The organism is Sorangium sp. So ce131 (assembly GCF_051519095.1).
In the GTDB taxonomy this organism is placed as follows: Bacteria; Myxococcota_A; Polyangia; order Polyangiales; family Polyangiaceae; genus Sorangium.
The window spans coordinates 12,239,363-12,257,527 of the sequence record NZ_CP150455.1 but is presented as its reverse complement, the minus strand read 5'-3'; the positions used below and the strand labels follow the sequence as shown (position 1 = coordinate 12,257,527).

Here is an 18,165-nt window from a genome sequence, read left to right as displayed (position 1 = left end):
CTAGCTACGAAGCCGCCGCGCGCGGCGCCTCCCCGAGCAGCTCGAGCCGCGCAAGGCTCCCGCAGGTCTCCGACAGCGCCCGCATCAGCCGCAGCCGGTTGTCCCGCACCGCCGCGTCGTCGGTCATCACGAACACGTCGATGAAGTACTGGTGGAGCAGCGGCGCGAAATCCGCCACCGCCTTGAACGCCGCGTCGTACGCGCCGCCCTTCACGTCGGCCGCGATCCGCTCGCGCAGCTTGAGGTAGCCCTCGAAGAGCGCCGTCTCGCTCGCGTGCACCTCGCCGCCGAACGGCGCGACCGGCTCGCCCGAAGGCGCCTTGTCGGCGATGTTCGTGGCCCGCTTGAAGACCTCGCCCACCCGCGCGCGCACCTCCGGGCTGAGCGCCTCGATGGCCCGCACCCGCGCCCTCAGATCGAGCGGCCGATCCGCCGCGACCGGCAGACACGCGGCGACCGCGTCCTGCGGGAGCCGGTCCGAGAGCAGCCCGCGCAGCCGCTCGGCGAAGAACTCGCCGAGGCGGGCGGCGAGCTCCTCGCGCGCGACGTCGAGCGCGACGCCCGCGTAGCCGTCGTACGCGGCGCTGAACGCCGCGCTGAGGCGCAGATCGAGATCGCGATCCAGGAGCGTGCGCAGCACGCCGAGGCAGGCGCGCCGCAGCCCGTACGGATCGGCGGTCCCCGTCGGGATGAGCCCCACCGCGAAGCAGCCGACCAGCGTGTCGAGCCGATCGGCGATCGCCACCAGCGCGCCCGCGTGCGTCGGCGCGGTCGCGTCCGCGGCGCCCTTCGGGAGGTAATGATCGCGGATCACGTCGGCCACCTCGGGGCTCACCCCCTGGGCCAGCGCGTAGGTGCGGCCCATCTCGCCCTGGAGCTCGGGGAACTCGCCCACCATCAGCGCCACGAGGTCGCACTTCGCGAGGTGCGCCCCCGAGGCGGCGGCCATGAGCGTCGGCTCGGGCAGCATCAGCAGCAGGCCGAGCTCGCGGGCGAGCCGCTCGACGCGCTCCGCCTTCGCCAGCACGGTCCCGAGCCGCTTCTGGAACACGATCCCGCCGAGCTTCTCGCGGCGGTTCGCGAGCGGGATCTTCACGTCCTCCCGGTAGAAGAACTGCGCGTCCGACAGGCGCGCGCGCATCGTCGTGTCGTTGCCGCGCCGGATCTTCTCCGGCGACTCCGCGGTGTTGACCACCGCGAGGTACCGCGGGAGCAGCTTGCCGCTCTTCGCGTCGCGCACGCCGAAGTACCGCTGGTGCCCGCGCGCGACCTCGAGGATCACCCGCTCCGGCAGCTCGAGGAACTGCTCGCCGAACCCGCCCACGATCACGTGCGGCTCCTCGACCAGCGAGAGGTTCTCGCCGATCAGGAACTCGTCCTCGATGAGCACGCCGCCGGCGTCCCGCGCCGCGGCGACCAGGCGCTCGCGCATCAGGCTCGCCCGCGCCTCGGGCTCGACGATCACGTGCGCCGCGCGCATCGCCTCGACGTACTCCTTCGCCGAGCCGATCGCGATCTCGCCCGTCGAGAGGAAGCGGTGGCCGCGGCTCACGCGCCCGCTCCGGATGCCGGCGATCTCGACGGGGATGACGTCGCCGCCGGAGAGCGCGATCAGCCACTGGATCGGGCGGCCGAACGCGAAGTCCCCGTCCCCCCAGCGCATCGACTTGCGGAAGGGGATGGCCGCGACGAGCGAGGTCAGGACGCCGGGCAGGAGCTCGGCCGACGGCTTGCCGGCCTCGCGCCGGGTGCCCGCGAGGTACTCGCCCTTGGGCCCCTCGACGCGGCGCAGATCCGCGACGGCGCAGCCGAGCTTCTGCGCGAACGCCTCGGCCGCCTTGGTGGGCGCGCCGTCCTTGAAGGCCGCCTTCACGGGCGGGCCCGTGACCTCCTCTTCGAGGTCCGGCTGGCGCGCCGCGACGTCGGCGACGAGCAGCGCGAGCCGCCGCGGGGTGCCGAGCGCGCGGATCGCGCCGTGGCGGAGCCTGAGGTCGGCGAGGCGCTTCGTCGCGAGCTCCGGGAGCGCGCGGAGCGCGGCCTCGACAAACGATGAGGGGAGCTCTTCGACGCCGATTTCGAGCAGCAGATCGCTCGCTTCTTTGGACATGGGACCGCGGACGCTACCCCAGAACCGCCCGTCCGGCGAGGCGGTCGAGGCGGGCCATCGACCCCACGTCGTCCGGCCCCGCCCCGCCCCGCGTCGCGCCATCCCGCCCCGCGCCCCCCGTCCCGCCCGCCCCGCCTCCGTCCGCGGCGCGCTGCGCCTCGCCGCGCGTCAGCGCGCCTTCGCCGCGTCCTGCAGCGCGCGTGCGAGCACCTTCTTGAAGGCGTCCGCCTCGCCCCCGTTCGGCTTGCCCTTGCGCCCGAAGCGGCTCGCCGAGCCGACCCGGACGACGCACTGGACCGCCCGCGTGTACCGCCGGGCCGCCTTCGCCACGGTCCGGTCGCCCGGGCCGGACGACGCCGAGACGGCCGCTGCGAGCTCGTTCAGCGTCTTGTCGATCGGGGGGCAGGCCTCGGGCGCGCTGGGCAGCTCGAGGGGCGGCGGCGCGGGGCAGCAGCGGGCGCGCAGGACGGCGAGGGTGGCCATGTCGTACCAGCCGAGCACGGCCCACTCCTTCACGGCGTCCGAGGCCCGCCCGTCGCCGCTCTCGGCCGCTTGCGCGAGGCGGGCCTTGAGCGCCGCGACGCCTTTCATCGGGTCGACCTCGCCGCAGACGAACGACAGCTGCCCCGCGGTCGCCTCGTCGACGCTCGCCTTGGGAAAGAGCGGCGCCAAACATGCGGCGATCTCGCCCGCGGCCGCCGCGCCGGCGCCCTCCGCGGCTGCGTCCGCAGCGGCCGCGTCCGCCGCGCCGGCGTCTCCGGCGGCTGCGTCCTCCGCCGCCGGGGCGCCCGGCTGCTCCGGCGCCGCGCACGCGGCCGGGGCGGCGGCCGACCCGGAAGCGAGCGCGGGGCTGGGCGGCTGCGGCGCCTCGGTGCGGTGATGGCGCCACCAGAGCACGGCCGCCGTGAGGGCGCCTGCGGCGAGCATGGCAACGGCATACAGGGCCAGCCCTGCCTTCCGGTGCGCAGCGGACGTCGCCTCGCGGCGCGCGCCGGGCGCCGGCGCGATGGCCGGATCTCGCGGCGGCGCGTCTCGGTTGAACGTGCCAGCGGGCGCGGTCGATCGGGCGGGTACGGCCGACCGGGCGTGTGCGGCCAACCGGGCGTGTGCGGCAGAGCGTACGTGCGCGGCCGATCGGGCGGGCGGGCCGGATCTCGTGGACTCGCCCGATCTGGTGGGCGCGGCGGAGCTGATGGGCGCGGCCCCGCTGGACGTGATGGCGAACAGCTCCAACGGCTCCGCGTCGAGCTCTTCGTCCCCCAGCAACGGCACCCGCCCGACCGGCGGCCGCGGCCTCCTCGGCTCGTCCCGTTCCGGCGCGAACGCCCGTGCGGCGAGGAGCCGCGTCTGCTCCGCCTGCGCGCGCGGCCCTCCCATGACCGGCGGCTCTGCCGGCGGGGGTGGCTCGCTGCCGCCCTCCGCCGACGCCGCGGTGGCGAGATCGCGCAGGCCCGACGGCCGTCCCGGCGGCGCTCCCGGCAGCGCTGGTGCTCCCGGCAGCGCCGGTGCTCCCGGCAGCGCTGGTGCTCCCGGCAGCGCTGGTGCTCCCGGCAGCGCTGGTGCTCCCGGCAGCGCGGGTGCTCCCGGCAGCGCCGATGCTCCCGGCGGAGCGTCCGAGGGGCGCTCCGGCGCGTCGGGCAGCGGCGAGATCGGGATGCCCGGGAGCGACGCCCGGAGCCCGAGGGTCGCGAGCCCGTGGAGCGGCGCCGCCGTCCGGCGCGCCGCGGGGCCCGGGCTGGGCGGCGGCAGCGAGCTCGTGCGCCCGTGCGGCAGCGGGCTGCTCCGCGCCGGCGGCGCGCTCGACCTCGGGCGCGGCGGCGCGCTCGACGAGGTCCTCGCGCCGCTGCTCGACGGGCGCGGCGCGGGCACGGTCCTCGGCGGGGCGGCGAGCGCGTGCTCGTCGAGCGGCGGCAGCTGATCCAGGCCGGCGCCCGGCCGCGCCGCCTCGATCGCGCGGCGCAGCTCGGCGATCTCCACGATCCGCTGCGCCGGATTGCGCTCGAACGCCCGCTCGAGCACGCGCCAGAGCGCGTCGTCCAGCCTGCCGGACAACGTGATGATCCGCGGCGGCGCGCCGGCGCCGATCTTCCGGCGCAGCTCCCCGTCGCTCTCGGCGGGGAAGGGGAGCGTCCCGGAGAGCGCCGCGTACAGGGTGACCGCGAGCGCCCACGTGTCGTCCCGGCGCGACGGCCCCTCGCCGGCGGCCCGCTCCGGCGAGCGGTAGCTCACGAAGACCGGCGTCGCGAGCGGATCGGAGAGCCACCCCCGGGACGTGCACGGCTCGTCCTCCAGGATCACGCACGCGGCCGACAGCCGGCCGTGCACGGTCCCGCGCGCGTGCATGTTCTCGATGCGCTTCGCCAGGCGCACGACCCAGCCCGTCGCGTCCCTGTCCGGCAAAGGACCGGCGCGAGCGATCCGGGCAGCGAGCGTCTCCATACGGGCGCGTCAGCCTAATGCGGCGCCCGGCCGCGGACCACATTGTGGCTGTCGCGCCGCGCGCCCGATCGCGGGCCGCCCGCCGCTTGCGGCCAGTGCGCGCCGGGCCGCCGTCACCCTTCGATCACGTCCGCCATCGAGTAGCGGCCGGGCGGCTTGCCGTGCAGGTGCCACGCCGCGCGCAGCGCGCCGCGCGCGAACAGGTCGCGGCTCGTGGCGCGGTGCGTGAGCTCGAGCCGCTCGCCGGGGCCGAGCAGGTGCACCGTGTGGTCGCCGATCACGTCGCCGCCGCGCACCGCGAACACCCCGAGCTCGTCGGCCCGGCGGGGCCCGACGTTGCCCTCGCGGCCGTGCACGTCGGCCAGCGCCTTCGCCGCGGGCTCGTCGGCCCCGGCGCGCGCCGCGCGCACCGCGTCGGCCAGCCGCACGGCCGTCCCGCTCGGGGCGTCCACCTTGGCGCGGTGGTGCACCTCGACGATCTCGATGTCGTAGCCGGGCCCGAGCCGCCGCGCCGCGCTCGCCGCGAGCTCCGCGAGCACGTGGATGCCGATGCTCGTGTTCGGCGACCAGAGCACGGGCACGTGCTGCGCCGTCTCCTCGAGCAGCCGCTCGCACGTCGTGTCGAGGCGCGTCGTGCCGCTGACCACGGCGACCTTCGCCCGCGCGGCGAGGTGCAGGAGCCGCGGCAGCGCCTCGGGCCGCGAGAAGTCGATCACCACGTCGGCGCCGAGCAGCCCGGCGCTGATGTCGTCGCTCATCGCGACGCCGACGTTGCCCGTGCCCGCGAGCTCCCCGACGTCGCGGCCGATGCGGGAGGACCCGCGCGACACGATCGCGCCCACGATCTGCGCGCGCTCGTGCGCGGCCAGCCGGACGATCGCCTGCCCCATCTTGCCGCTCGCGCCGTGCACCGCCACGCGCAGCAGGCGCTCGCCCTCGGCCGCGGCGGTCTCCACCAGCGCGCCCACCGGGACGCCTCGATGATCTCCGTTTGATTTCACAACGCCTCGCGCCTCGCCTCGATCCGCTTCATCGCCTCGGCGATCTGCTGCCGCGTCGCCTCGCCGGCCGGCAGGAGCGGCAGCCGGACGGCGTCGCTCATGCGGCCCATGGCGGCGAGCGCGGCCTTCGCCGGCGCCGGGCTCGGCTCGACGAACATGAGCCCGTGCAGCTCCAGGAGCGCGAGGTGCGCCGCCCGCGCGCCCGCGAGATCACCGGCCAGGAACTTCCGGGGCACCGCGCTGACCTCGCGCGGCAGCACGTTCGACGTGACGCTGATGACGCCCTGCGCGCCGAGCGCCATCATCGCGACCGTCAGCGCGTCGTCGCCGCAGAGGATCGTGAGCCGGTCGCCGAGGCGGCGCGCGAGCTCCTGGCAGCGGAGCACGTTGCCCGAGGCGTCCTTGATCGCCACGACGTTCGGCGCGGCCGCGCAGATGCGCTCGGTCGTCTCGGCGGACAGGTCGCTCGCGGTCCGCCCGGGCACGTTGTAGAGCACGATCGGCCCCGAGATCGCCTTGGCCACCGCGAGCGTGTGCTCGCGCAGCCCGTCCTGCGAGGGCTTGCTGTAGTACGGCATCACGACCATCACGCCGCTCGCGCCCGCGGCGAGCGCGGCGCGCGAGGCCGCGATGGTCTTCTTCGTCGAGAACGAGCCCGTCCCGGCGATCACCGGCACGCGCCCGCGGGCCGCCGCGACCACGCGCTGGACGACCACGCCCGCCTCGGCCTCGGTCAGCGTCGGCGACTCGCCGGTGGTCCCGCACGGCACGAGCGCGCTGACGCCCCCGGCGATTTGCGCTTCGACGAGCGCGTCCAGCGCGTCGACGTCGACGGTCTCGCCATCGGGCGTGAACGGCGTGACGATGGCGGTGATCGTTCCCGACAAGGGGAGCTGCGTCATGATGGACGACCATGATCGCCACCCGGGGGGCGCGTCAACAGGGGAGGCCATGCAACCCGTGGACTCCACTCATTTCGCGCGCTCCATCCGGCGCCGGTGCGACGCCCGCCGCCGCCTCCCGTCACCCGCCGCCGCCCGCCGCCGCCTCCCGTCACCCGCCGCCGCCCGGCGGCGATCGGACCGGGCCGTGGACGAAGGCGGCGCGCGCCGACGGAAGCCCGGCGGGCCGGACGCGCGTGGGCCGGCCCCTGAACGGCCTGCGCGGATCTGCTATCCTGCCTGTGTGGCGCCTCGCTCTCCCGGAGGGCGTATCCGGGCGCTCCCGGGCGCCTGAGCCAGGCCCCTGAAGAGGCCTCCGCAATGGATCTCAGCCAGTACATCAAGAGCATTTCGAGCGCGGCCAATGCCATCCTGGAAGGAATGGCGGTCACGTTTTCCCACCTGTTCCGGGAGCCCATCACCGTCCAGTATCCCGACAAGACGGACCGCCCTGTCAGCGAGATGCTCCCCCCGCGTTACCGCGGCTTCCTCGAGGTGCAGATGGACATCTGCACCGGCTGCAAGCGCTGCGAGCGCGCGTGCCCCATCGAGTGCATCGCGATCGACCTGGAGAAGGATCCGGCGACGAAGAAGCAGGCGATGAGCCGCTTCGACATCGACATGGGCAAGTGCATGTACTGCGGCCTCTGCGTCGAGGCGTGCAAGACCGAGTCGACCGGCGCGATCCGCCACACGCGCGAGTTCGAGGGGGCCGCGCCGACGCTCGACCACCTCACGTTCCGCTTCATCCCGGACGGGCTGGTGCCGCTGTACAAGGCGCCGAAGGACCTCGGCGAGGTGCCCGTCGGCGAGTACGGCCCCCACGCCCGCGAGGCCCGCGAGCGCGCGATGCGCGACAACCCCGCCGTGCTGGAGGAGCTGCGCGCCATCTGGCGCCGGGAGAACGCCAGGAAGAAGGCCGCCGAGGGCCCCGCGGCGGAGGGCGCCGCGGCGGAGGGCGCCGCCGCCAAGAGCGCCGCGGCGGAGGGCGGCGTGGCCGGCGGCGCTTCGGCCGAGGGCGCCGCCGCGGGGGGCGCTGCGGCGGGCGGCGCCGCGGCCGGAGCGGACGCCTGAGCTCAAGGCGTTCCCCTTGATGGGGGGTAGGCAGCGGTCTAACGTCCCGGTCCACCCACATGCCCCCCTTGAGCGCACTGGTCTTCCTCGGGCTCGCCGCGCTGACGCTCGGCTCCGCCGGCATCGTGGCGTTCTCCAGGAACATCATCCACGCCGCGCTGGCCCTGCTCGGCACCTTCCTCGGCATCGCCGGGCTCTACGTCACGCTCTCGGCCGACTTCATCGCGGCGGCGCAGGTGCTCGTGTACGTCGGCGGCACGCTGACGCTCATCCTGTTCGCGGTGATGCTCACGAGCCGCATCGAGGACATGAAGGTCTCGAACCCGCGCGGCGGCCTCGCCGTGGCGTTCGTCCTGGTGACCGCCGTGCTCCTCGTGCTCGGCAGGGTGGCGACCCGCACCCCCTGGCCCGCCGAGAGCAGGCCGGCCATGCCGTCGACGGCCAAGCTCGGCCACGCGTTCCTCGGCGAGTACCTGTTCCCGTTCGAGCTCGGCTCCATCATCCTGCTCGCCGCGATGATCGGCGCGGTCGTGCTCGCGCGGCGGGCCGTCCGGCGCTCCTGGGAGAGGGAGTAGGCGCCGTGGAGATCGGGCTCGTCCACTACCTCAGCGTCTCCGCCGCGCTCTTCGGCCTCGGCCTGCTCACCGTGATGACGCGGAAGCACGCGGTGGGCATCCTCCTCGGCGTCGAGCTCATCCTCAACGCCGCCGCGCTGAACTTCGTCGCGTTCGAGCACTTCGTGGCGGGCGGCGTGTCGGGCCAGGTGTTCACGATCTTCATCATCGTCCTCGCCGCGAGCGAGGCCGCGATCGCCCTGGCCATCGTGCTCCAGGTCTACCGGAGCCACCGCAGCATCATGGCCGACCGGCTGACATCGCTGAAGAACTGAAGCGAAAGCGGCGCTGCGCGCGGAGGGCGCCGCGCCGCAGCGCGGGCGCGCAACGCGGCGCGCCGGGCGCGCCGCGCACCCGGCCGCCCACCTGGGGACACACTTGACACGGCAGCGATCCGCGTCGCCCGGTGGAGCTCAAGCGCACCGACAAGCAGGAAAAACCTGACCTGACCCCGCCTTGCTAAGGCCCTGTGGACGACCCACGTTCGAATCATGCAGAACCTATCCAAGTCGGAGCTGGTGGGGTTCGTGGAGCTCGAGGTCGGGTCGCTCGCCGTGCAGGTGCCGATCCGCGCCGCCGCGGCGGCGACCGAACTCCCGCTGGCATCATTCGAGGCAGAAGGGGACAACTGCGCCATCCTCGTGCGGGGCGACACGTCCTCGAAGGCGGTCGAGGTCGCGCTGCGCAACGCGGCGCAGGAGGCGGTGAAACATCTGTCGAAGAAGCTGCTCAACTAGCGCGGAGCGGCGGTTCCGCGGCCCAGGCACGACGGGCTGCGGGGCGTTGGTCCGCGTCGTGCGGCGCCGCGGGCACCGGAGCTCTCCGAGGCTGGGCGACGGAGGCGCGCGCGACATCCGAGGTGAATTTCGGGGCGCACATCGTGCTACGCTGCGCCGCGAAATCACCCGTGAAGCTCATCATCCAGATCCCTTGCTTGAACGAGCGCGATACGCTCGCGCAGACCTTCGCGGACCTGCCGCGATCGATCGACGGCGTGGACGAGATCGAGGTCCTGATCATCGACGACGGCAGCACGGACGGGACGAGCTCGCTCGCCGAGCAGCTCGGGATCCACCACATTGTCCGTTTCGCCAGGAATCGCGGGCTCGCGGCCGGATTCATGGCGGGCATCGACGCGTGCCTGCGGCTCGGCGCCGACATCATCGTCAACACCGACGCGGACAACCAGTATCGCGGCGTGGAGATCCCGAAGCTCGTCGCCCCCATCCTCGCGGGCCGGGCCGACCTGGTGATCGGCGACCGGCAGACGGACAGGATCGAGCACTTCTCGCCGATCAAGAAGGTCCTCCAGCGGTGGGGCTCCCGGGTCATCCGGCGCCTGTCGGCCACCGAGGTCGCCGACTCGCCGAGCGGCTTCCGGGCGGTGAGCCGGAAGGCCGCGCTGCAGCTCTTCGTGCACAACCGCTTCACGTACACCCTGGAGACGGTGATCCAGGCGGGCCGCCGCGGCCTCGCCGTGGAGAACGTGAAGATCACCACGAACCCGAAGACGCGCGAGTCGCGTCTCTTCCGCTCGATCCCCGATTACCTGCGCCGCGCCGGTCCTGTCATGTTCCGGGCTTACGCCATGTACCGGCCGGTGCAGCTCGTGGGCTGGGTGGCCGCGGTCCTGCTCGTGTTCGGCCTCGCGCTCGGCGTGCGTTTTCTGTACTTCTACCTGCTCAACCCGGATTACAGCGGTTACACGCAATCGCTGATTGTCGGCACGGGCGCTGTCGTCGTGGCGTGTATCCTGGTCGCCGTGGCGCTGCTCGCGGAGCTCATCGCCGCCAATCGCCGCCTCGTCGAGGAGGTGCTGATGCGCGTGCGCCGGATCGAGACCGAGCTCGCGCAGCGGGGGCCGGGCCTCGGGCTAGAGGGCATCCAGACCACGGGCGCGGCGCCGTGGCGCAACGAGGGCGCGCAGGCGCGCGCGAGGTGACGGCCATGCCGGAGAACATCGTCGGCAACCATTACGACAAATACGGCACGAAGAACCCTGTCGCGCGGCTGCTGATGAGCGGCTTCCTCGACACCGTCACGGATCTCTACCGGAAGGCGGCGCCGCGCAGCGTGCTGGAGGTCGGGTGCGGGGAAGGCAGGCTCGCGCACCACCTCGCGACCTACGCGCCGCGGGCCGAGCGGTTCGTGGCCACCGACGTCTCGCTGGAGCGCGCCGCGCCCGACGTGGACCCGCTCATCCAGTTCCGCGAGGCGTCCGTCTACGCGCTGCCGTTCGAGGATCGCGAGTTCGATCTGATCGTGTGCTGCGAGGTGCTCGAGCACCTGGAGGATCCGGCGCGCGCGCTGCGCGAGCTCCGGCGCGTCGCGGGCCGCTGGGTGATCGTGAGCACGCCGCGCGAGCCGCTGTGGCGCGCGCTGAACATGGTGCGGGGCCGGTACCTCGCCGATCTCGGCAACACGCCCGGCCACATCCAGCACTTCGGCCGCCGCGACCTCGTCGCGCTCGTCGGAAGCGAGCTCGCCGTGCGCGAGGTGAGGAACCCGGTCCCCTGGACCGTCCTGCTGGCCGAGCAGCAGTAGAGCGGCGGTCACCCGCTTCGGATACGGGCCCACCTCGGCGCTTTCGGTGCTCAGCGCACTGGAGTGCGCTTCCGCGCCGAAAACGCCGATCTGGGCCCGTCTCCTGTGCGGGTGACCGCCGCTCTGCGATGCGCGCACGAGGGGCCGGGGGGAACCGCTGTAGCTTCGGGCGGGCGGGATCAGCCTTCGGTGTCCTCTTGGTCGTCGTCCGGGATGGAGTCCGGTGGCTCCGCGGGGGGCGGGTCGTCCGTGGCCGGCGCGTCGCCTGGCGCGGGGGGCGGCGCAGCTGCCGGGGCGCCGCTGCGCGGCTGCTTCCGGAGGTAGACCGTGTAGGTCTTGAAGCGCTCGGCCGAGAAGAACGCGGCGTCCAGCTTCGGCGCCTTGCCGCGGCGGCTCGCGTCCTTTCCGAGCACCACCGCGTCGGCGGCGTCGAGGAGCGCGGCCTGCGCGTCCTTGTCGCTCGGCCACGGCTGCGCGGGCTTCGGCCCCTGGCCCTTGGGCGGCTGCAGCTTGGGGAGGATGTGCAGCGCCTCCACCGGGTAGAGGCCGTCCGTGTAACCCGGCGCGTTGAGCGCCAGCACCTGATACGGTAGCTGGTCGGGGGGCGGCGGCTCCTTCGGCATGGTCACGAGCTCCAGCGTGCCGAAGCGGCGCTTCTGCGTCGCCGAGCGGTGCACGAGCTCGTTGAAGAGCACGGCGGCCTGGAGCGTGTCCGGCGGGCGCTGGTTCGGCGGGTACAGGATGTGGGTGATGCCGACGCTGCGGTAATGGTCGTAGAGCTCGCGCGGCCCCCGCACCGGCTCATAGAAGATGAGCGACTGCCACGCCTGGATGTCGAAGATGATCTCGCGCTCGATGCCGAGCGTCGTGCGGTAATTGCGCGCGAGGATGCGCGCGTCCGGCGGCGTCGCCTGGGTGATCGCGCGGTGATCCGAGCGGAACTTGAACCGCTGCGCGTCGCTCCAGCGCTTCTCGTACGTCGAGCTGATCATCTTGACCGCGCTCTCCAGCCGCTCGGCGCCGGAGTAGAACGGCACGTCCCCGCTCCACAGGACCTGGAACAACACGAGCGGCACGAGCCCGAGCCGCGCGACCGTCCCGAGCTGCCACGTGCGCACGAGCATCGCCGCCGCGGCGGCGATCGGCACGGCGAGCAGCGCCTGCAGGTACCGGTCCGCGGTGTAGGTGTTGCCCCACACCCAGATGCCCGCGAACGTCGCGAAGGCCGCGAGCGCGGGCCGGCGCCGCCCGCGGATGATCAGCAGCGTCGGCAGGAGCAGCGTGAAGAGCGAGCCCATCGAGGGCACGAACCGCGTGAACGAGTAATGCGGAGAGAACGAGAACGTGAAGAAGTTCTTGACCGCGATGAGCTGCCGCTCGACGCCCTTGCCCTTGGGCAGGTAAGGCGCGTTGGGATACCCCTTCTCCATGAACTCCGCGGAGCGCGCGTGCTGCGGGTACGACCGCGTGAACACGCGCTGCGCCATCGGGTAAACGGGGTTGTTGTAATAGATCGTGTTCTTCACGAAGTGCGGCGCGGCCGTGCCGAGCGCCACGCCCGAGACGATGAGCCCCGCCACGAGCACGCGGCGCGCCGAGAGGAGCGGCCGTCCTCGCGCCGCGCGCCGCTTCGCCGCGCGGTAGGCCGCGCGCCCGAGCAGGTGCGCGGCGCGCGGCACGACGACGGCCGCGGCCATGCCGAGGTGGTAGACGGCCTGGTACTTCACCAGCATCGCGCCCCCGAGCGAGGCGCCGAGCAGCACCGCGTACCGCCGGTCGAAGCGCTCGCGGAAGCGCATCGCCGCGAGCACGACCGGCGCCGCGAAGAAGCCCAGGAAATGGTCTGCCGAGCCGCCGGGGTTCTGGTCGTAGACGAACAGCGACGGGAACAGGAAGAACGCCGCCCACAGGCCCGGGACGCGCTCGCCGTGCAGCAGGTACCGCGCCAGCGCCGCGACGCCGATCACCTTCCACAGGACGAACACGAGCTCCAGGTGGAGCGCCATCATCCACCGCTGCTCCACGATCATGCCCGGGACGCTGAAGCCCCAGGCGTAGAGCATGCTGGCGAGGTGCGGGAAGGCGCGGTTCACGTCCCCGTAGAACGGGATGATGCGGCCGGCGCGCGCGTAGTCCTGCCCGATCGGCAGGTGGTACCAGCTCGCGTCGAAGTTGATGGCCTCGGGCGTCAGCGACTCCAGGTAGAGGAGAACGAGGCACAAGGCGCCCGCGCCGGTCGCGGCGAGCCACAGCCAGCGCATGGCCCCTCGCGGCGTCCTCGCGGCGTCGAGGTCGCCCTTCAGCCGCGCGAGCCAGCCCGGCAGCTCCAGGGCGCCGACCGCGAGCAGCGCCGCGGGCATCACGATCCCGTACCAGGGGCGGATCCAGCCCGCCGCGCCGGCGAGGTAGACGCCGAACACGAAGGCGATGATGCCGAGCGTCGCGCCGAACAGGCCCTCCTCGACGGGCGGCAGGTGCACGAGGCGGAGCGCGCGGCGCAGCAGCACGAGGCCGACGCCGAGGCTCGAGAGCAGGAAGAACAGCGAGTAGCCCCAGAGCGGCGCGAGGCGCCACAGCAGCCAGCGCTGCACCGGGATGTGCCCGTGGACGGTGATCGCGTAGACGGCGAGGCCCGCGAGGCACACGACCGCCGCGAAGGCGCCGCGCAGGAGGCGCGGCCGGGGCGCGTCCGAGGTCAGGGCGGCGCGCAAGCGGGCGAGGGGTGAACCGGGCGTCAGGGCAGCACGCAGGCGGGCCAGCATGAGGGGGCGCGCATCCTAGCGAGGAGGGGCGCGCCCGCAAAGCAGCCGCGCCAGGAGCCAGCCGCCCACGTCGACGGCGAGCGACGTCGCGCGCGAGAGGACGGCGGCGCCCAGCGCCGCGGCGGGGCCCACGGCGGGAGCGAGGCCGACGGAGAGCAGCGCCTCGCGCACGCCGATGCCGCCCGGCGTGGCGAGCGCGAGGAAACCGACGATCGGGGCGAGCACGAAGAGGCCGGAGCCGCCGAGCGCCGCGCCCGGGGGGGCGCCGACCGCGAGCGCGGCGCAGGCGCCGTGCGCGGCCCAGGTCAGCCAGTACGCCGCGTGCAGGAGCGGCAGCCCCGCCGGCATGAGCGGCCCGCGCCCCTCGGCCGCGAGCAGCTTGCGCAGGCGCGCGGGCGCGCGGGCGCGATCCACCGTCATCAGGGCGACGAGCAGCGCGCCCAGCGCGAGCAGCACCGGCAGGCTCCACCGGCCGATGAACGCGAGCGCGCCCGCGACCTGCTCGCCGCCCGCCGCGAGCAGGCCGAGCCCCACGATCGCGCCGACCGCGACGAAGCTGACCAGCTCGACCGCGAACGACGACCCGACCACGGCGCTGGTCGTGCCGATGCGCGGCGCGCCGAGCATGCGGATCAGCGGCACGCCGACCTTGCCGGGGATGTACCGCGCCGCCTGCGACTCGACGTGCAAGGCGATCGCCGGCCAGCGGGGGATGGCCCGGCCGGTCAGCTCCTCCAGGAGCCGCGCCCACGCGAGCCCCAGCACGACGGTGCCCGCCGCGAGGGGCAGGAGCGAGAGGGCCACGAACGCCGGGCGGACCTCGATGGCCTCGCCGCTCTCCCACCTGCGCGCGAGGTCCCGCGCGGCGAGCCCGATGAACAGCGCCGCCGCGACCACCATGACGGGGCGCAGCGCGCGGCGCACCTTGGCGAGCGGGCCGGCGGCGCCCCGCATCGGATCGGGCGCGCCGGGCGCGAGGTTGGGTGGACCGGGCGCGAGGTCGGGCGCGCCGGGCGCGAGGTCGGGCGCGCCGGGCGCGAGGTCGGGTGGACCAGGCGCGAGGTCGGGCGGATCAGCCGACGTCATGGTCATCGAGCGTGCGGGTGAGGTGGCGGGCGAGGCGTCGCGGGATCGACGAGCGCGGCGGACCGGCCGTCACGCCGGAGCGCGCCTCGCCACGCAGAAGACCGACAGCCCGAAGCGCGGCCGGTACCCGCGCGCGATCAGGTCGACCTCGGCGCCCAGCACGGCGCCGAGCGCGGACGCGGCGAGGCCCGACTTCGGCGAGGGCTGCTTCGGGCTGCTCTTGCCCGGGCGCAGCTTGCGCGCGGCGCTCCACACGGCGCGCGAGCCGACCGCGGCGGGGAAGAGCAGCTGGTTGAAGTAGGCGCACGCCTCGACGTGGAAGGCGGGCGGCAGGGCGGCGCGGAAGCTGCCGGCGGTGTACCGGCGGAAGTGCTGCAGCGCGCGGTCGTGATCGCTGAACAGCCACGGGTACGCCGGCACGGTGGCGACGAAGATGCCGCCAGGGCGCAGGTGGTCGTGGATCCAGAGGAGCGCGGCGCGGTCGTCCTCGATGTGCTCGATCACGTCGAGCGCGCAGATCACGTCGTAGCGCCGGTCGAGCTCGAACGGGATCCCCGCGCTGTAGAGCGTCCGCGCGACGCCCGACCTGGCGATGGCCTCCTGTCCGAGCGGGCTCACCTCGATCGCGTCGACGGCCCCGAATTCCGTGAGAACACTCAGGTTCTGGCCGACGCCGGCGCCGACCTCCAAGAGCTCGATGGGCCGCCGCGCCGGGCTGAACTCACGCACCAGATGGGACAGCAACCGGGCCCGCCCCTTCCTCAACCAATCCCCGGATTCCTCGGAGTACTGCTCGTACGCTGTCGTTTCCATCCACGTCTACTGTTCTGGTTGCGGGGTCGGCGCTTCCTGCGGAGCTGACCCCGGCTCGGGAGATGTTTCTGCGGGCGTCGGCTCGTCGGCGGCCGGCTCCGCCGGCGTGCCGGACCCCTCGAGCGTCAGGTCGTCCACCTTGGGCTGCTGCTGCTTGCGCGGCCTCTTCGGCGGCGGGGGCGCGCGCCGCTTCTTGGGCGGCGCCGAGGCGGTCGCGCTGGCGGCAGGCTGGCCAGGGTCGACCGCCGGCGCGGCCGACGCGGCGCCGGTCGGCGCAGGCGGCGACGGCGCCGGCTCGGGCTGCGCCGGGGCGGGGGCGGCGGAGGCGCTCGCGGACGTCGGCGTGTCCCGCGGCGGGAGCTGCGAGCGGACGACCTGCCAGACGACGGCGCCGGTCAGGGCGATCAGCAGGAACGCGCCCCAGCGGACGAGCCGGCGCCGGCGCGAGCCTGCGTCGAACTCGGGGTGCGCGCCCTCGTGCGCCATCCCGCTCACGCTCGACGACTTCACCCACTGGTCCGGCGTTCCGCTGGAGGGCAGCGCGCGCTCCGGCGAGGTCACGGCCGGGGCGACCTGGGGGCGCGACGGCCCCGCGCGCAGCGAGGCCGGGGCCGCGGCGATCCCGGCGTCGACCGCGGGCGCCCGCGCGGCGGCGTCGCGCGGCGGCTCCATCGGCGCGTGGGCCGGCGGCGCGTCGGGGGCGAGCGCCGGCGCGGGCGGCTCGGGCGACCGCATCGAGGGCGGCTGCGCTGCCGAGGGCGCCTGCGCCGCGGGCGAGGGGTCTGCCGGTGCGTCCGGCGCGGCGGGCGCGGCGTCGAGGGGCGTCGGCGCCGCGAGCGCCGGCTGCGCGGGCGCCGAGGGGACCTGCGGGGTGAACGTCGCGGGCGCCGCGGGGGCGAGCGCTGCGGAGCCCTGCGGGGTGAGCGTCGCGGGCGCTGCGGCTGCGGGCGCCGCGGAGGCGAGCGCGGCGGAGGCGAGCGCCGCGGAGTCCTGCGGGGCGAGCGTCGCGGGCGCTGCGGCTGCGGGCGCTGCGGAGCCCTGCAGGGTGAGCGTCGCGGGCGCCTCGGGGGCGAGCGCCGAGGGCGCGGGCGCCTCCTCCGTATCGTGGACCAGGTCGCCCTCGAAATCCTCGACGTCGATCTCGAGCGAGGGTGCGCTGCCGGAGCCCGGCGCAAGCTCGGCGCCGTTCGCCCGCGGCGGCGCGCTCGCGAGGCCGACGTCGACCGCCGCAGGGGGCACAGCCACCGGCTGAGCGGAGCGCGGCGCCGCGGTCGAGAGCGGCGTGTCCGTGGGGCGCGGCGCTCCGGCGGGAAGTGGTGGTGCGGCGGACGGCGGCACGCCCGTGCCGCGTGGCGCCCTCGGGGGCAGCGGCGGCTTGGCCGAGGGCGGCACGCCCGTGGGGCGCGGGCTCCCCGCGGGCAGCGGCGGCGCGGCGGAGAGCGGCGCGCCCGTGGGGCGCGGCGCACCGGTGGGCAGCGGCGGCGCCGCAGAGGGCGGCGCGCCCGTGGGGCGCGGCGGCAGCGGCGGGCGATCGCCGAGCCGCGCCGACAGCGGCGCGCCCTCGCTGGGCGGAGGTCGCGCCGAGGGGCGCTCGCTGCGCTGCGCCGGGAGCGGCGGCCGCTCGCTGGGCCGCGCCGGAGGCCTCGCGCTCGGCCGCGCGGGCAACGGAGCCGCCGCCCTCTCCGCGGGCCGCTCGGCCGGCCCCGGCTCGGGCGGCCGCGCCGCGTCCGCGCCGGCGGGATCGGCCAGCCGGGGCAGCGGCGGCGCCTTCGGGATCGCCGAGCCCGTCGCCGGCCGCGGCGGGGCCGGCGGCGGCCGGGTCGGCGCGGGCCGGGGCGCCGTCGGCATCGGCGGCGGCCGCGGCGAGCTCACGGCGGACGAGGTCTCGGTCGACAGATCGGCGATGCGCGCGAGCGACTCGGCGAGCTCGCGCGCGCTGTCGAACCGGCGCTCCGGGTCGCGGTCGCAGGCGCGCGCGAACCACGCGTCGAAGCTCGGCGGCAGCTCCGGGTTCACCCGCGAGGGGACCGGGATCTCGCCGAGCGAGATCTTGATCAGCAGGTCGCCCACCCCCTCGCTGTCGAACGGGAGCTGGCCCGTCACGCACTGGTAGACGATCACGCCGAGCGCCCACAGGTCGGCGCGGTAGTCGACCTCGCGGAGCCCCTTCACCTGCTCCGGGCTCATGTAGTGCGGCGTTCCCATCAGCGTCCCGACGGTGGTGCGCTGGATCGCCCGCTTGCCCTGCCCCTTCACCTTGGCGATGCCGAAGTCGAGGATCTTGACGACCTCCTCGTCCTCGTTCGCGGAGATGAAGAAGTTCTCGGGCTTGAGGTCGCGGTGCACGATGCCGGCCCCGTGCGCGCGGGTGAGCGCGCGCGCGACCTGGGTCACGATCTTCGACGTCTCCTGGAGCGTGAGGCGCTGGCGGCGCGCGAGCCGCTCGAAGAGGTCCTCGCCCTCGAGCAGCTCCATCACGATGAACGGCTGCTCCCCCTCGATGCCGTGATCGATGATCTGGACGACGTGCGCGCTGCGCAGCTGGGCCGCGGCCGTCGCCTCGCGGCGGAACCGCTCGCGCGCCTCCTCCTGCTTCGCGAGCTCGGGGTCGATCAGCTTGACGGCGACGTGCGTGCTGAGGGCGAGGTGCTCGGCCACCCACACCGAAGCTTGCGCGCCCTGCCCCACGGGTCGGATGAGGCGGTAGCGCTCGCTCAGCACCTGACCTGCTGCGATCGACACGGCGGCAAAAGCCTACGTCGAGTGGAACATCTGTGTCGAGTT

At 74.7% G+C, this 18,165-nt stretch carries 14 protein-coding genes; 6 read left to right on the top strand and 8 right to left on the bottom strand.

Annotation, left to right across the window (positions count from 1 at the left end; genetic code table 11):
- Nucleotides 1-4: 4 nt before the first annotated feature.
- The 4 genes from glyS to dapA form a co-directional block, all read right to left on the bottom strand.
- Entirely contained in the window at nt 5-2,107 is a 2,103-nt protein-coding gene (glyS, locus tag WMF43_RS44575; RefSeq protein ID WP_437674475.1) for a glycine--tRNA ligase subunit beta, read from the bottom strand.
- A 168-nt stretch (nt 2,108-2,275) separates the two neighbouring features.
- Nucleotides 2,276-4,546, bottom strand: coding sequence for a hypothetical protein (locus WMF43_RS44570; RefSeq protein WP_437674474.1), 2,271 nt, complete (start codon nt 4,544-4,546; stop codon nt 2,276-2,278).
- Between the two features lie 113 nt (nt 4,547-4,659).
- Nucleotides 4,660-5,472: a 4-hydroxy-tetrahydrodipicolinate reductase gene (gene dapB, locus WMF43_RS44565; protein WP_437684211.1), complete on the bottom strand. Its 813-nt coding sequence runs from the start codon at nt 5,470-5,472 to the stop codon at nt 4,660-4,662.
- 71 nt (nt 5,473-5,543) lie between these two features.
- The gene (dapA, locus tag WMF43_RS44560; RefSeq protein ID WP_437674472.1) at nt 5,544-6,449 is read right to left on the bottom strand and encodes a 4-hydroxy-tetrahydrodipicolinate synthase; all 906 of its coding nucleotides are present in this window, start codon (nt 6,447-6,449) and stop codon (nt 5,544-5,546) included.
- Nucleotides 6,450-6,809: 360 nt separating this feature from the next.
- Here dapA and WMF43_RS44555 point away from each other — a divergent pair, with 360 nt between their 5' ends.
- From WMF43_RS44555 to WMF43_RS44530, 6 genes are all read left to right on the top strand, one after another.
- Nucleotides 6,810-7,562 (top strand): NuoI/complex I 23 kDa subunit family protein, encoded by a 753-nt coding sequence (locus WMF43_RS44555; protein ID WP_437674470.1) that lies wholly within the window; start codon nt 6,810-6,812, stop codon nt 7,560-7,562.
- Nucleotides 7,563-7,621: 59 nt separating this feature from the next.
- A complete protein-coding gene (locus tag WMF43_RS44550; RefSeq protein ID WP_437674468.1) occupies nt 7,622-8,137 on the top strand; it encodes an NADH-quinone oxidoreductase subunit J family protein in 516 nt (171 codons plus the stop codon).
- Between the two features lie 5 nt (nt 8,138-8,142).
- Nucleotides 8,143-8,451, top strand: coding sequence for an NADH-quinone oxidoreductase subunit NuoK (nuoK, locus tag WMF43_RS44545; RefSeq protein WP_437674467.1), 309 nt, complete (start codon nt 8,143-8,145; stop codon nt 8,449-8,451).
- A 216-nt stretch (nt 8,452-8,667) separates the two neighbouring features.
- Nucleotides 8,668-8,913 carry a hypothetical protein gene (locus WMF43_RS44540; protein ID WP_104985891.1) on the top strand — a complete coding sequence of 82 codons (246 nt, stop codon included), beginning with the start codon at nt 8,668-8,670 and terminating at the stop codon, nt 8,911-8,913.
- Between the two features lie 170 nt (nt 8,914-9,083).
- Nucleotides 9,084-10,118 carry a glycosyltransferase family 2 protein gene (locus tag WMF43_RS44535; protein WP_437674465.1) on the top strand — a complete coding sequence of 345 codons (1,035 nt, stop codon included), beginning with the start codon at nt 9,084-9,086 and terminating at the stop codon, nt 10,116-10,118.
- A 5-nt stretch (nt 10,119-10,123) separates the two neighbouring features.
- Nucleotides 10,124-10,720 (top strand): class I SAM-dependent methyltransferase, encoded by a 597-nt coding sequence (locus tag WMF43_RS44530; protein WP_437674463.1) that lies wholly within the window; start codon nt 10,124-10,126, stop codon nt 10,718-10,720.
- 179 nt (nt 10,721-10,899) lie between these two features.
- On the opposite strand, the gene WMF43_RS44525 is transcribed toward WMF43_RS44530, so the two are convergent.
- From WMF43_RS44525 to WMF43_RS44510, 4 genes are all read right to left on the bottom strand, one after another.
- A complete protein-coding gene (locus WMF43_RS44525; protein ID WP_437674461.1) occupies nt 10,900-13,482 on the bottom strand; it encodes a hypothetical protein in 2,583 nt (860 codons plus the stop codon).
- 15 nt (nt 13,483-13,497) lie between these two features.
- Nucleotides 13,498-14,568 (bottom strand): lysylphosphatidylglycerol synthase domain-containing protein, encoded by a 1,071-nt coding sequence (locus tag WMF43_RS44520; protein WP_437674459.1) that lies wholly within the window; start codon nt 14,566-14,568, stop codon nt 13,498-13,500.
- Nucleotides 14,569-14,637: 69 nt separating this feature from the next.
- A complete protein-coding gene (locus WMF43_RS44515; RefSeq protein WP_437674457.1) occupies nt 14,638-15,381 on the bottom strand; it encodes a class I SAM-dependent methyltransferase in 744 nt (247 codons plus the stop codon).
- Between the two features lie 6 nt (nt 15,382-15,387).
- The gene (locus WMF43_RS44510; RefSeq protein ID WP_437674455.1) at nt 15,388-18,123 is read right to left on the bottom strand and encodes a protein kinase domain-containing protein; all 2,736 of its coding nucleotides are present in this window, start codon (nt 18,121-18,123) and stop codon (nt 15,388-15,390) included.
- Nucleotides 18,124-18,165: the final 42 nt, after the last annotated feature.

Excerpts from the sequence above, each read along its gene's own strand:
- glyS (WP_437674475.1), bottom strand. The coding sequence starts at position 2,107 with ATGTCCAAAGAAGCGAGCGATCTGCTGCTCGAAATCGGCGTCGAAGAG.
- WMF43_RS44570 (WP_437674474.1), bottom strand. The coding sequence starts at position 4,546 with ATGGAGACGCTCGCTGCCCGGATCGCTCGCGCCGGTCCTTTGCCGGAC.
- dapA (WP_437674472.1), bottom strand. The coding sequence starts at position 6,449 with ATGACGCAGCTCCCCTTGTCGGGAACGATCACCGCCATCGTCACGCCG.
- WMF43_RS44555 (WP_437674470.1), top strand. The coding sequence starts at position 6,810 with ATGGATCTCAGCCAGTACATCAAGAGCATTTCGAGCGCGGCCAATGCC.
- WMF43_RS44550 (WP_437674468.1), top strand. The coding sequence starts at position 7,622 with ATGCCCCCCTTGAGCGCACTGGTCTTCCTCGGGCTCGCCGCGCTGACG.
- WMF43_RS44540 (WP_104985891.1), top strand. The coding sequence starts at position 8,668 with ATGCAGAACCTATCCAAGTCGGAGCTGGTGGGGTTCGTGGAGCTCGAG.
- WMF43_RS44530 (WP_437674463.1), top strand. The coding sequence starts at position 10,124 with ATGCCGGAGAACATCGTCGGCAACCATTACGACAAATACGGCACGAAG.
- WMF43_RS44525 (WP_437674461.1), bottom strand. The coding sequence starts at position 13,482 with ATGCTGGCCCGCCTGCGTGCTGCCCTGACGCCCGGTTCACCCCTCGCC.
- WMF43_RS44520 (WP_437674459.1), bottom strand. The coding sequence starts at position 14,568 with ATGACGTCGGCTGATCCGCCCGACCTCGCGCCTGGTCCACCCGACCTC.
- WMF43_RS44515 (WP_437674457.1), bottom strand. The coding sequence starts at position 15,381 with ATGGAAACGACAGCGTACGAGCAGTACTCCGAGGAATCCGGGGATTGG.